The sequence below is a fragment of the Pandoraea pneumonica genome, assembly GCF_902459645.1.
In the GTDB taxonomy this organism is placed as follows: domain Bacteria; phylum Pseudomonadota; class Gammaproteobacteria; order Burkholderiales; family Burkholderiaceae; genus Pandoraea; species Pandoraea pneumonica.
Window position 1 is genome coordinate 1,150,853 of sequence record NZ_CABPSK010000001.1, and the last position, 13,796, is coordinate 1,164,648.

The following is a 13,796-nucleotide window of genomic DNA, read 5'->3' on the forward strand; positions in this document are numbered from 1 at the left end:
GTTGGCTTGATCGATTAGAAGCTCTGGTACCAGATACCGAGAATGGCCAGCGGCGTGAGCACCAGCAAGAGCAGCCGCCACACCGGGAGGAACCACTGCGCACGTGTGCCTTCAAGCACCGTGCGCGCCTGCGGCCAGACACGTGCCCCGACCAGAATCGCCACGCACAGACCGCCCGCGGGCATGAGCATGTGGATCGTCACGAAATCCATCAAATCGAAAATCGTGCGGCCGAACAGTTTCACGTCGGACCATATGCCGAACGAGAGTGCTGCGGGCGCCCCTAGCGCGAACGTTGCGAGCAGCACCGCGATGACTGCCGGGCCGCGTCGCCACTGATACTCGTCGATCAGAAACGCCGTGACCGGTTCGAAAAGCGACACCGCGGACGTCAACGCGGCAAACAACAGCAGCAGGAAGAACGCTACCGCCACTAGATGACCGAATGGCATCTGCGCGAAGATCGCGGGCATCGTGATGAACGTGAGTCCGGGGCCTGCGTTAGGCGCAACGCCAAAGGCAAACACGGCAGGCAGAATCATCAGCCCTGCGAGAAAACACGCCAGCGTCGCGAGCGTGGCCACCCAGACGGCGGACCCGGCCAGCTTGGCATCTTTGGGCAGGTACGAGCCGTACACCACAATCATCCCGGCCCCCAAGGACAGCGAGAAGAACGCCAACCCCAAGGCTTCGAGCAGTGTCTTGCCGCTGATCATCGAGAAGTCGGGTTTCAGAAACCAGATCACGCCCTCCATCGCCCCCGGCAACGTCAGCGCCCGCACGATCACCGCAAGCATCAACAGGAAGAGCGCGGGCATGAGCCACTTGCCCGCGCGTTCGATGCCCTTTTGCACGCCCGCGGCAACAATCAGCGCCGCGAGCCCGAGAAAGGCGCCCATGTTGGCGAGCGATGCCCACGGGTCGGCAATGAACGCGACGAATTCGGCTTCGAGTCGTGACGTGTCCGGCGCGAGCACCGAGCCTTTGAGCGCTCGCAGCAGATACGCCACCGTCCATCCGCCAACCACGACGTAGAACGACAGAATCGCAAACGCATTGAAGGTGGCGATGCGGCCAACCCAAGCCCAGCCGCGTCCGCCCAGTTCACGCATGGCAGTTGTCGCGGACTTGCCGGTGAGACGTCCGATCGTCATCTCCGCGAGCAGCAATGCGACGCCGAGCGTCAGCACACACCCCAGATACACCACCAGAAACGCACCGCCGCCGTGCTGCCCCACCACGTAGGGAAACTTCCACACCGCGCCGAGCCCGACGGCCGAGCCAGCGGCAGCCAGTACAAAACCCAGCCGCGAGCCCCAAGTGGCGCGGCCGACGTCATTCGACACAGGAGAAGTGCTGGAGAGAGAAGCGTCGGGGGAATTCGTCGCTGTCGGCGTTGCCGAGGGCGAGATGGGCAGATGGGACACGTGTCTCCTCCGGATACGGCCGTGCACGCGCTGCGATACCCGCGATAGCCGCTTGGCTCGACAGCACGACACGACACTTGTCATGGGATGGCGTCAGGCAGGGTACGGGCGCGTACCACCATGGAAGGTGGGCCCGCCAATCACGTCGCCCGCCATACGCGAGCCGACGTGCGACGCCATTAGGATGGTCGAGGAGTCTACGCGGGAAGAGGCTCTACCCGGTTTAGGAAACGGCCCAAAAAGGAGCGATCGCCCAGCGGTGTGGGCGAGAACGAGACAGGCCTGCCGGGATCAGTGCCCGAGCGTGACTTCGCCAGCAGAGGCCGAGCGAGTCCCGGGCGTCGGGGGATTGCTCTCGCCGCGATAGGCGAACACGACCGAGAACTTCGTGGTATCGCCCTCGTTGCGCCCGGCGGCATGGAACAAGCCGCTGTGGAACAGCACCACGTCGCCCTGCGCCAATTCGACCTGACGGCCCCGCGCGACGAGCGGCTGATTGTCGGGTTCATCAGGACGCAGAAAGTCCAACGCGTCGAGCTGATGGGCACCCAACTGCTCGCGGTGCGAGCCCGGGATAAAGCGAAGCGCGCCATTCGCCTTCGTCTCGGGACCGAGGGCCAGCCACACCGAGATGAGGGAGTTTTGCGGGAACGACCAGTAGCGGATGTCACGATGCCAACCGGTGGCGGTGCCGAAGTGCGGGTGCTTCGTCATCACGCAGTTGTGATGCGCCAGAGTCAACACAACGTCTTCGCCGAAGATTTGCGCCAGCGACTCGATCAGGTCCGGCCGCGTGGCCCAGCCGCGTAGCGCGTCGCCACGGTCATAGGCCTTGAGCAGGCGGCGCACCGTTTGCCCGCCTTCCGCCTCACGTGAGGTGGGCGCACCGGCATAACCGACATCGGCCTCGAACTCGAGCGGCAGCGTGGCGGCGGCCAATTGCGCTCGCGCGTCGGCCAGAATGGCCTCGCAATCGGCCTGCGACACATAACGCGGCAGGATCAGATAACCGTCTTCACGGAAAGTCTCGAGTTGCGATGCGGTGAGCGCCATGATGGTCAGCCGGACAGGCAAAAATCGGTGTTTTAGGGGGAAGTTCTGTGGCGTTACGGGGTGAATCGAAGCGACTGAGCGACGCGGGCGGTGACTGAGTCCCGGCGCGCCGCACACTCAGGCGGCGCGTTTGCGTCGTCGGGGCGGGAGTTCTGCGGCGGGCTTGCGTTCGAGTTTCGGCTCAGGCTGCGGCACGTCTGTCCCCGGCAGCGAAGGCTGCGGGTTACCGGCCGGGCGCGGCGTGTCGACCACGCTGCGCAGGCGATCGAGCTCGCGCGTGAGCTTCGCCAATTGATATTCGAGCTGGCAGTTCTTGCGATACAACGTGCGCATTTTCTGGCTGAGCGCCTGCGTCTGTGTCCAGTACTCCGGATACATGACGAAACGCCCATCCGGGCGCTCGACGACGCCCAACCCGCTCTGCCCCATCACGTCGATGGTTTCCAGAGCGTAGCGCCGAACCTTTTTTACCGTACCTGCCGCCATTTATTTCCTACAGTCCCAGCCTGAGAGAGTCAGGCGCGGCATTTTGCCATGAATTCGGCCCGGCCGGGCAGCAAACCCGTACCGGGCCGGAGATTTATTTTCGGCTGGCGGCCCCGCCAGGCGGGGCTGTGCACGCAACGCACCGCGATTGGCGCGCAACGCCCGCGCATTGTTACGGCTTTGGCGTCTTACCGGTGTCGATCGACACCGGGTCGCTCGCCGGAAAGGTCTCTTCAAGCCCCTCGTCGAGACGCTTTCCCGTCGACGTTTTGTGCGCCGGAACTCGCCGGGGCTCAGACACATCGATGGAGACGGGATCGCTCGCCGGGAACGTTTCCTCAAGGGCTTCGTCGAGATCGCGTTCCACCTCATCCTCTTTGTGAGGCTGCTGTGGCTTGGGCTTGCGCGTGGGGGTATCGCTCATCAAGTCCTCCGCTTCGGAGGCCGCGCCGGTGCGCGACCGTCACCGTAACTATACCGCTAGCTGCGTAGGCTCGCGTTCACGTTCCCGCGTCGAGCGCCGCCCCGCCGGTGTAGACCACGCACTGCTCGCCGCGCACGAACCCCACCAGCGTGACGCCCGCCGCCGTCGCGGTGCGCACGGCAAGCGCCGTCGCTGCCGAGACCGCCGCCACCATCGGAATTCCGACTTGGGCGGCCTTCTGCACGATTTCGACACTCGCGCGGCTGGTCATCAGCACGAACCCCGCATCGAACGCCTGCCCTTGCCGCGCCAACGCCCCGATGAGTTTATCGAGCGCGTTATGGCGGCCCACGTCTTCACGCAGACAGAGAATCTCGCCCGTCGGCGCGCACCATGCCGCGCCGTGCACCGCCCCCGTCACCGCATTGAGCGATTGATGCGCTGCCAGCCCTGCATGCGCAGCGGCGAGCGCGGCATGCGACACGCGCAACGACGTGCCTGCCGAAGGTAACGGCCGCAGCACCTGATCGAGGCTCTCGGTACCGCAAAGCCCGCAGCCCGTGCGGCCGGTGAGATTACGGCGTCGCTCTTTGAGTCCCGCGAACGCACGCGATGAAATCTCGACGTGCGCCGTCACGCCGAGCGTCGTGGCCGACACGTCGATGCCGTAGCACTCGCTGCGCTGACGAAGGATGCCTTCGGACAACGCGAAACCCAGCGCGAAATCTTCGATATCCGCAGGCGTGGCGAGCATCACCACGTGCGAGATGCCGTTGAATTCGAGCGCAACGGGGACTTCTTCGGCCAATTCGTCGCTCGCCTGCTGCCAGCCGCCATGCCGGAAGCGACGCACGTCAAAGCCAGCGTGTGTAGCCACGCTCGCCGGATCGATGGCCACCGGCGCGACATCGCACACCGGGCCGTTGTCACTCTCATCGGCGGCAGCGTCGGCACCGGGCATTACCTGCCCGGTGCGCAGGGTTTCAGACATCGTCAAACTTTCGCTCCAGTGGTCGTTGCTATCTGTCAATCGTCAATGCCTCATACGCCCTACTCATGCGCCCTACTTCACCGGCGCCGCTTCGGCGGGCTTTCTCGCCGCGTCGAGCAACTCGAGCTGCTCGCGGTTGAACGTCGAATACTTGGCCTGCCACGCCGACGGCTGCACCACCGGCAACACTTGCACCGCGGTCACCTTGTACTCAGGGCAATTGGTCGCCCAGTCCGAGTTGTCGGTCGTAATGACGTTCGCCCCCGACTCCGGAAAGTGGAAGGTCGTGTACACCACACCCGGCTGCATGCGCTCGCTGATCACCGCCCGCAACACAGTCTCGCCCGCACGGCTTCGAATGCCGACCCAGTCGTCGTCCTTGATGCCGCGCTCCTGCGCGTCGTGCGGATGAATCTCCAGCCGGTCTTCGTCGTGCCAGTGCACATTGGGCGTGCGGCGCGTCTGCGCTCCGACATTGTATTGCGAGAGTATCCGCCCAGTAGTGAGCAGTAACGGGAAGCGCGGCGTCACCTTCTCGTCGGTCGGCACATAGCGCGTGATGATGAAACGTCCCTTGCCACGCACAAACGTGTCGACGTGCATGATCGGCGTGCCATCGGGCGCATCGTCGTTGCACGGCCATTGCAGGCTGCCAGCCTCGTCGAGCCGCGCGTAGCTCACGCCATGGAAAGTCGGCGTCAGCCGAGCAATCTCATCCATGATTTCCGACGGATGCGCATACGGCATCTCGTAGCCCAACCGCTTGGCGAGTGCAATCGTCACCTCCCAGTCGGCCATCCCGGGCAGCGGGGCCATCACGCGGCGCACGCGCGAAATTCGGCGCTCGGCGTTGGTGAACGTGCCGTCCTTCTCCAGAAACGTCGTCCCCGGCAGCAGCACGTGCGCATACTTCGCGGTCTCGTTCAGGAAGATGTCCTGCACGACGATGCACTCCATCGCGGTCATGGCTGCGGCCACATGCTGAGTGTTCGGGTCGGACTGCACGATGTCTTCGCCCTGACAGTACAGCCCCTTGAAACTGCCATGAATCGCCGCGTCGAACATATTGGGGATGCGCAGCCCCGGCTCCGCTTCCAGCGCCACGCCCCAAGCCGCTTCGAATTCCGCGCGCACGGTCGTATCCGACACGTGCCGATAACCGGGCAACTCGTGCGGGAACGAGCCCATGTCGCACGATCCCTGCACGTTGTTCTGGCCGCGCAACGGGTTCACGCCGACACCTTCGCGCCCCACGTTGCCGGTCGCCATCGCCAGATTGGCAATGCCCATCACCGTGGTCGAGCCTTGCGAATGCTCCGTCACACCCAGTCCGTAATAGATCGCGGCGTTGCCCCCGGTCGCATAGAGCCGGGCCGCGCCGCGAATGGCTTCGGCAGGCACGCCTGTGGCCACCGACACGGCTTCGGGCGAATTTTCCGGCAGCGCGACGAACTCGCGCCACTGGGCAAACGCGCGATCTTCACAGCGCTCGGCGATAAATGCCTCGTCGAGCAACCCTTCTGTGACGATGACGTGCGCCAGCGCGTTGACCATCGCCACGTTAGTACCGGGGCGAAGCGGCAGATGGAATTCGGCCTTGATATGCGGGCCGTTCACGATATCGATGCGGCGCGGGTCGATCACGATCAACTTCGCGCCTTCGCGCACGCGGCGCTTGAGCCGCGACGCGAACACCGGGTGCCCGTCGGTCGGATTCGCCCCCATGACGAGAATCACGTCGGCGTGTTCGATGGACTTGAACGTTTGGGTGCCTGCCGACTCGCCGAGCGTCTGCTTCAGGCCGTAACCGGTTGGCGAATGGCAAACGCGTGCGCAAGTATCGACGTTGTTGTTGCCGAACGCCGCACGCACGAGCTTCTGTACGAGATAGGTCTCTTCGTTGGTGCAACGCGACGACGTAATGCCGCCGATGGCATCGCGCCCGTACTTCGCCTGAATGCGCCGGAACTCCGACGCCGCGTAATCGAGCGCCTCATCCCATGACACTTCGCGCCACGGGTCAGTGATCTTGCTGCGAATCATCGGCCGCGTGATCCGCTCTTTGTGCGTCGCATAGCCCCACGCAAAACGGCCTTTCACGCAGGCGTGCCCCTCGTTGGCACCGCCATCCTTGTAGGGCGTCATCCGAACGATTTCGCTGCCCTTCATTTCCGCCTTGAACGCGCAACCCACACCGCAGTACGCACACGTCGTGACCACCGCGTGCTCGGGCTGTCCCATGTGGATGACGCTCTTCTCCTGAAGCGTCGCCGTCGGGCACGCGCTCACGCACGCGCCGCACGACACGCACTCCGAGTCCATGAACGGCTGATCCTGCCCGGGCGACACACGCGATTCGAAGCCGCGCCCCGAGATCGTCAGGGCAAACGTGCCCTGCGTTTCCTCACATGCCCGCACGCATCGGTTACAGACGATGCATTTCGAGGGGTCGTAAGTGAAATACGGATTCGATTCGTCCTTGGCGCTGGTGAGGTGGTTGTCGCCATCGAAGCCATAGCGCACTTCGCGCAACCCCGTGACACCGGCCATGTCTTGAAGCTCGCAGTCGCCATTCGCCGCACAGGTCAGGCAATCGAGTGGGTGATCGGAGATATACAACTCCATCACGTTGCGGCGCAGATCCTGCAATTTCGGCGACTGGGTGCGCACCTTCATGCCCGCTTCGACGGGCGTCGTGCACGACGCGGGGAAACCACGCCGCCCTTCGATTTCCACCAGACACAGGCGGCACGAGCCGAATGGCTCTAACGAGTCGGTCGCGCATAGTTTGGGGATGTTGACGTCGCTCAGCGCCGCCGCTCGCATGATCGATGTGCCGGCTGGCACGCTCACTCGCTGGCCGTCGATCTCCAGCGTGATTTCCTGACTGGCTGTGCGTTGCGGGGTACCGAAATCGGGGCCGTGGCCCGGTTCAACCTGACGAGGCATCGCGCGTCTCCTGTGAGGATCGGGCATCGCCTTATATGTTCGTCAATTCATATGAATCGACGTGACTGCAACGACGTCCCGGCTTCGACAGTAGTCCATATTTCCCGCGCTGGCAAAATTCGGGAAAACATTACCGGCGCAATTCAGTGGGCGAAAACGCCGAACGGCGCATAGGTATCTCGTTGCATATGAATCAAACGACATCGCCTGCGCATGCCACCAACGCACGATCAACCGAGCGACGGAAACGCCTCTGCCAGCGCCGCCACGCGCCCCGTGTGCGCATCGGCATAGCCGGGAATGGCGTGCACCGCCTGCTTGTAGGGCGCACTTTGCAGAATGTCGAGCAGCGCCCGCACATAGCGATGCTCCGCAGCGCCATCGGGGAAAATCAGGCAATAGCGTTCGGTCAGGATCGGCAGGAAATCCAGTCCGAACTGGGTCGCTGCCGCTTCGATAGCGAGCCCGGCATCGGCCCGGCCGCTGGCAATGTAGGCGGCAACGGCGGCGTGCGTGAGTTCGATGTTTTCCGTGCCATGAATGGTTTCCGGATCGAGTCGCGCCTGCTGCAAGAGCAGATCGAAAATCATGCGCGTGCCCGAGCCGCGCTCGCGATTGGCAAAGCGCGCGCCCACGCGCGGCAAATCGGCAATCGACTGGATATGCAGCGGGTTGCCACGTGCGACGAGCAACCCAAGCCGACGCGACGCCACATCGGCCACGCGGTAGGCCTTCCCTTTGAGCAAGGGTGCGTACTGCGCCAGCACCGGCTCCGCCAACGCGCCTTCGGGCACATGAAAGCTCGCCATCTCGCATTCCTGTTTCGCGAGCGCCGACACCGCCTCGATGCTGCCCCGATAACTCACCTCAAGCGGCAACTCGGCCTTCGCGGCGAAATCGACGAGTGCCGCCACAGCTAGCCCGTGACTCGCGAAAATTCGCAACTGATCGTTATCGTCGTCCGCCAGCAGATCGTCCAATTCCGTCTGCAACTCCGAGGCCATCGTCTCGAGCAACGGCCCCAAGCGTGCCTGCAATCGCTTCTGCCCCCATAGCAAACGCCGTGCGAGCGGCGTGAGTACCGCACCTCGGCCACGCGCCATCGTGAGCAGTGGCGCGCCGAGCGCCGTCTCAGCTTCCTTCACGTGCCCCCATGCCCCGCGATACGACAAATTCAGCGCATGACTCGCCGCTTGCAGATTGCCCAGCGTATCGACATGCGCGAGCAGTGAAATCAGCTTGTCGAGCGGCACGTCGCTGCCGTCATGGCGAAAGCGAAGTTGAGGGGCAATTGAGATCCGCATGGGGCCATCCATATGTGAATTGATTCATAAATCCGCTCGATCAAGATCCGTTCAAATAACACGAATCCCTTTCCCACCAACGAAATGGCGCCACTTACGCGGCCGATCGGAACGGATGCAGCGGAACAATTATGCACATTCTTACCTATCCAGCCCATCGAAAATCGCCCGAAGGGTGCATTTATCCACGACGTGCCGCCAACGCATCGAAACCGGGACGTTACGCAGAGCGTCATATGCTATTCATTGCATAATGTAGCTCATGCAATTTGCTGATAACATGCCGTAATTCGACGATTTATCAGGAACCAAGAGCATCACACTTGGCTCTCACGATGGAACATCAACGTCGATTTATGCATTTATTTGCCAATGATGGCAAACAAACACCCCCCGGATTCACGCGCCACGCGCACCGCATCATGACCACACCGAAGATCGCCAACTACACGCGCCCCGCCGGTGGTTGGGGCGCCCTCAAAAACGTCGCCATCCAACTCGTCTCGCAAGGCATTCCGCTCAAGGGTGCGCGCACGCTGCTCAGCGCGAACCAGCCCAGCGGCTTCGATTGCCCGGGCTGTGCGTGGCCAGACCGCGAGCATGCGTCGACGTTCGAGTTCTGCGAAAACGGCGCCAAGGCCGTGGCCGCCGAGGCTACCAGTCGGCGCGTCACGCCCGCATTCTTCGCTGAACACACCGTCACCGATTTGCTGTCACTCGACGACTACACCCTCGAAGGCTACGGGCGTCTCACCCATCCGATGCGCTACGACGCGGCGACCGACCGCTACACGCCGATCGAGTGGGATGCCGCCTACGCCCTCATCGGCGAGCACCTGCGCGCCCTGCCCGACCCCGATCAGGCGGCGTTCTACACCTCGGGGCGCACCAGCAACGAAGCCGCCTTCCTGTACCAGCTCTTCGTGCGCCAATACGGGACGAACAACTTCCCCGATTGCTCGAACATGTGTCACGAGCCGACCAGCGTGGGCCTGCCTCCGGTCGTCGGCATCGGCAAGGGCACCGTCACGCTCGACGATTTCGAACAGGCCGACACGCTGCTGCTCTTCGGGCAGAACCCCGGCACCAACCACCCACGCATGCTCGGTGAATTGCGCGAAGCTGCACGGCGCGGTGCCACCATCGTCTCGATCAACCTGCTGCATGAACGCGGGCTGGAGCGTTTTGCCGATCCGCAAAGCGCCGCCGAGATGCTGAGCATGGGCGGCACGGCGATCAGCGGTCATTACGTCACGCCCGCGAGCGGCGGTGACTTTGCGTTCGTCAAAGGGGTCATCAAGCATGTGCTGGAGCGCGACGCCGAGGCCCGCGCCAACGGTGAGGCTGCGTTGCTCGACGACGCCTTCATCGCGGAACACACCCATGGCTTCGAGGCGTTTGCGGCAGACGTGCGCGCCGAGCGCTGGGACGATCTCGTGCGCGCCGCCGGGGTGTCGCAAGCCCAGATGTGCCAGATTGCCGACGTCTACTTGCGCGGCGAGCGTGTGATTGCCACGTGGGGCATGGGCATCACGCAGCACAAGCAGGCCGTGGCGACCATTCAAATGATCACCAACCTGATGCTCCTGCGTGGCAACATCGGCCGCCCCGGTGCGGGCCTGTGCCCGGTGCGCGGTCACAGCAACGTGCAGGGCGATCGCACGGTGGGCATCAACGAGAAGCCGAGCGCCGCGTTTCTCGACCGGCTCGCTCAGGTGTTCGACTTCGCCCCGCCCCGCCGCGAAGGACTCGGCGTGGTCGATACGATTTCGGCCATGCTCGAGGGCCGCATCAAGGTCTTCATCGGTATGGGCGGCAACTTCGCCATGGCCACCCCGGACACGCCGCGCACGTGGGAGGGGTTGCGTCAGTGCGACCTTACCGTGCACGTGGCAACGAAACTCAATCGCAGCCATCTCGTGCATGGGCGCGACGCGCTGATTTTGCCCTGCCTGGGGCGCACCGAAATCGACATGCAAGCCGGTAGCGTGCAAGGCGTGACGGTTGAAGATTCGATGAGCATGGTTCACCTCTCGTACGGCATCAACGCCCCCGCGTCGGAACACCTGCGCTCGGAACCCGCCATCGTCGCCGGGATCGCACAGGCCACGATGGGCCGCGCGCTCGCCGGGCATGACGACTGGCATTGGTATATCGAAGACTACGACCGCATTCGCGACGCGATCGCCGCAACGTTCGACGACTTCGACGGCTTCAATCGCCGCGTGCGCCATCCGGGCGGCTTCCGTTTGGACGTGCCGCCCGCCGAGCGCCGTTGGCTCACGGCGACGGGCCGCGCCAACTTCACGACGCACCCGCTGCCGACGGAACTGCCGATCGACACGGCGCGCCGTCAGGCGGGCGAGCGTGGGGCCGAGGTGCTGCAACTCGCCACGATTCGTTCGCACGATCAATACAACACCACCATCTACGGCTTGAACGACCGCTATCGTGGCGTGTTCGGGCAACGCCGCGTGGTGTTTGCAAACGTGGAAGACCTCGACGCACTGGGCTTTCGCGTGGGCGAGCGCATCGATCTGGTGGGGGTGTGGAACGACGGCATCGCGCGCCGCGCCGACGATTTCCTGCTCGTGGCGTACGACATCCCGCGCGGCAGCATCGCGGCCTATTACCCGGAAACCAACGGCCTCGTGCCGCTCGATGCAACCGCCGATGGCGCGGGCACCCCGACGTCCAAATCGATCCCCGTCATCATGGAGCGCCGCCGTGCCTGACGGCACCCTCGCCCCCAACGCCCCCAACGTCGGTAGCGATCCGATCTCGAGGGCCGAGCAGGCGCTGGCGCGGCTGCTGTTCACGTTGGCGCAAGGCCGCCAGGGGGGCCATGAAGCGGGCCGCGACGCGTTTTCGCTCGCGCGCCTGGCCAAGCGCAGTGAATTGCCGATGAGCGATTTACTGCGCTATCTCAGCGTGCTGAGCGAGGCGGGTTGGGTCGACATCGAAGACGGCGAGCGCGGGCTGCGGCTCGTGCGACTCACCGACACGGGACGGGCGCAGTACAGCAGCCTGTTGTAATTGCGCGGCGGCATCCCGAGGGGGCATCCCGAGGGGGCACCTCGCGGGGGCATCTCGCGAGAGTCCTTCCGCGAGGGCAATCCACCCTGTAAGGCCGTGGTATGACAATGCCACGCGACTGACATATTTCCATCCTGACGGGCGACATACACTCTTGTCGCCACGAGGCCGGACCGATTGCGTAAGATGGCGCTCAAACGCGCTGGCACTCGAAATGGCACCCCACGTCACGGAGACTCTATGGAGCATGTCGTCGCATCCCCGGCGCAGTTGGACACCGACTCATCGCTGTCTTCTCTAGCTTCGCCGGCGCTCTGGCGGCATGCCCGCCCGTCACGCTGGAATCCGTGGCTGATTGCGCTTACCGGCCTCGCCGGGCTCTGGCAATGGTTCGGACTCGGCTGGGCGATGCGTCACTGGGGACCTGCCGCCGCGCTCTCGCTACTGCCCGTGTTGCTGCTCACGCCGATGCACTGGGGCCTGATCCACGAATCGATTCACGGCCAGTTGCGACTCAAGCCCCGCGCAAACGAGCGCACCGGCCGGATGCTCTCGATATTGCTCGGCCTGCCGTTCGAAATCATGCGCTTCGGCCATCTGCTGCATCACCGGTTCACACGGCAACCGTTCGACCGCCCCGATATCTCCACGCTTCCTCTTAACGCCACCCCGCCCGCACGACTGCGCGCCTGGCTCGGCTATCAATCGCGCTTACTCGGCGGCATGTGGCTCGCCGAAATTTTTGCGCCGATCATTGCGTGTATACCGACGCGCCGTCTCCCCGCGCTGGCGATCGGCGCGCTCGGCACCGATGCGCAAGACGAAGACGTGCGCCGCCGCGTGGTCATGTTCGGCAGCGACCCGATCCGCCGCCGCCGGATTCAGCGCGACTTTCTCATGACGCTGGCAGTCCTCTCGCTCGCCCTCTGGGCCTACGGGCCGTGGTGGCCGGTGTTCGTCGTGGCGTTCGTCGCACGCGGCATCTGGCTCTCGATTGCCGATAACCTGCCGCACTACGGCGTGGCCATGGACGAACCCGCCCGCGCCCGCAACTTCCACGCCCCCGCACCAATCCGCGCTTTGCTGCTGAACGCGAATTTGCATCGCGTCCATCACCTCTACCCGACCGCGCCGTGGCATCTGCTGCCGGAGATTAACCGCGCACAACCCACGCCGGGCCCGCAAATCCCTTACCTACAGGCCGCACTGCGGCAGTTCGGCGGCCCGATCGCGGCCAGTGCCGCGAACGCTAGTGCTCCCGCAGTTACCGGGCACTGATCGCGCACAGTTTCAAGACGCTGGCTTAAGACGCCAACTCAAGACCCCGACCTAGGACACTGACTCACGCACTGACTCAAGACACTGACTCAGGAAGCTGACTCACGACGCTGACAACGGCCCGCCCGGTGCCGTTGTCGCAAAACAACGACTGCGTGTCGCGAATCTTTCCCTGCGCCCGGGAATCTTTCGGAATTTGCCCAAAACATGATATAAATGCGAATCGTTTTCGTTAACGTTCTCATCGGCCCGCATGCCGTGACGTCGCCTGAGGGCGGCGTTTTTGCTTGTGCGCCCTCGTTTCTCTTCGATTCCTAAGCATGTTGATTGCATTGGCTATCGCGCTGGCCTGGCTTGCAGGCGGCGTCTGCTATCTGACATCGGTGCATCAGCGTTTGCGTGCGCAACGCCTGAGCGCCCAGCCCGCACGCGCACTGGCGCTCGCGGCGGCCATCGCCAGCGTGGTGTGCTGGCTGACAGTGACCGGTGCGTCGGCCGGTATCGCTGCGGCGTTCATGTCGTTGTGTTTCGGCCTGCTGTTTTGGCCGTATGCCGCCGGCGGCTGGCATTGGCTGCGCGGAGATGCCCATGTGGAGTAGAACCGTTGCCGGTCTCGTGCTCGGCTTCTTCGCTGCCATGGCGTTGTGCGGGGCCATCGCGTACATGACGCCGGCCGGCTGGCACACCGCCGTCATCCCCGTCATCGCCCTCTTCCCGCTCGTGTGGCTCGGCCTGTTCGCCGTGGTCTACGCAAGCCGAACCGCCACGCGCGCATGGATCGGCATGGGTGCCACCACTGTCGTCGCCTGGGTCGCGCTGTGGTTGGCGCGCGCCGTCTGGTAAGGATT

At 63.9% G+C, this 13,796-nt stretch carries 12 protein-coding genes; 5 read left to right on the plus strand and 7 right to left on the minus strand.

Annotated features, from left to right (window positions below; all coding sequences use genetic code 11):
• Positions 1 to 14 precede the first annotated feature (14 nt).
• The 7 genes from PPN31114_RS04985 to PPN31114_RS05015 form a co-directional block, all read right to left on the minus strand.
• Positions 15 to 1,427, minus strand: a complete 1,413-nt coding sequence (locus PPN31114_RS04985) for a sodium-dependent transporter (RefSeq protein WP_246182401.1) — start codon at positions 1,425 to 1,427, stop codon at positions 15 to 17.
• 291 nt (positions 1,428 to 1,718) lie between these two features.
• Positions 1,719 to 2,480: a phytanoyl-CoA dioxygenase family protein gene (locus PPN31114_RS04990; RefSeq protein ID WP_150678345.1), complete on the minus strand. Its 762-nt coding sequence runs from the start codon at positions 2,478 to 2,480 to the stop codon at positions 1,719 to 1,721.
• Between the two features lie 117 nt (positions 2,481 to 2,597).
• On the minus strand, positions 2,598 to 2,966 hold the full coding sequence (locus tag PPN31114_RS04995) for a hypothetical protein (RefSeq protein WP_150678346.1): 369 nt from the start codon (positions 2,964 to 2,966) through the stop codon (positions 2,598 to 2,600).
• A 172-nt stretch (positions 2,967 to 3,138) separates the two neighbouring features.
• Positions 3,139 to 3,390: a hypothetical protein gene (locus tag PPN31114_RS05000; RefSeq protein WP_150678347.1), complete on the minus strand. Its 252-nt coding sequence runs from the start codon at positions 3,388 to 3,390 to the stop codon at positions 3,139 to 3,141.
• 76 nt (positions 3,391 to 3,466) lie between these two features.
• Positions 3,467 to 4,351 (minus strand): formate dehydrogenase accessory sulfurtransferase FdhD, encoded by an 885-nt coding sequence (fdhD, locus tag PPN31114_RS05005; RefSeq protein WP_150679165.1) that lies wholly within the window; start codon positions 4,349 to 4,351, stop codon positions 3,467 to 3,469.
• A gap of 102 nt (positions 4,352 to 4,453) precedes the next feature.
• Positions 4,454 to 7,330: a formate dehydrogenase subunit alpha gene (gene fdhF / locus PPN31114_RS05010; RefSeq protein ID WP_150678348.1), complete on the minus strand. Its 2,877-nt coding sequence runs from the start codon at positions 7,328 to 7,330 to the stop codon at positions 4,454 to 4,456.
• Between the two features lie 230 nt (positions 7,331 to 7,560).
• The gene (locus PPN31114_RS05015; RefSeq protein WP_174987687.1) at positions 7,561 to 8,634 is read right to left on the minus strand and encodes a substrate-binding domain-containing protein; all 1,074 of its coding nucleotides are present in this window, start codon (positions 8,632 to 8,634) and stop codon (positions 7,561 to 7,563) included.
• Positions 8,635 to 9,056: 422 nt separating this feature from the next.
• On the opposite strand from PPN31114_RS05015, the gene PPN31114_RS05020 reads away from it, so the two are divergent.
• The 5 genes from PPN31114_RS05020 to PPN31114_RS05040 all read left to right on the plus strand — a co-directional run bounded on the left by PPN31114_RS05020 (position 9,057) and on the right by PPN31114_RS05040 (position 13,791).
• On the plus strand, positions 9,057 to 11,369 hold the full coding sequence (locus tag PPN31114_RS05020; RefSeq protein ID WP_150678350.1) for an FdhF/YdeP family oxidoreductase: 2,313 nt from the start codon (positions 9,057 to 9,059) through the stop codon (positions 11,367 to 11,369).
• Positions 11,362 to 11,670 (plus strand): helix-turn-helix domain-containing protein, encoded by a 309-nt coding sequence (locus PPN31114_RS05025; RefSeq protein WP_150678351.1) that lies wholly within the window; start codon positions 11,362 to 11,364, stop codon positions 11,668 to 11,670. The genes PPN31114_RS05020 and PPN31114_RS05025 overlap by 8 nt, the downstream gene beginning before the upstream one ends.
• Positions 11,671 to 11,910: 240 nt before the next feature.
• On the plus strand, positions 11,911 to 12,948 hold the full coding sequence (locus PPN31114_RS05030) for a fatty acid desaturase family protein (RefSeq protein ID WP_174987690.1): 1,038 nt from the start codon (positions 11,911 to 11,913) through the stop codon (positions 12,946 to 12,948).
• Positions 12,949 to 13,268: 320 nt separating this feature from the next.
• On the plus strand, positions 13,269 to 13,547 hold the full coding sequence (locus PPN31114_RS05035) for a hypothetical protein (RefSeq protein ID WP_150678353.1): 279 nt from the start codon (positions 13,269 to 13,271) through the stop codon (positions 13,545 to 13,547).
• Complete coding sequence (locus PPN31114_RS05040) at positions 13,537 to 13,791, plus strand: hypothetical protein (RefSeq protein ID WP_150678354.1); 255 nt, start codon at positions 13,537 to 13,539, stop codon at positions 13,789 to 13,791. The genes PPN31114_RS05035 and PPN31114_RS05040 overlap by 11 nt, the downstream gene beginning before the upstream one ends.
• Positions 13,792 to 13,796: the final 5 nt, after the last annotated feature.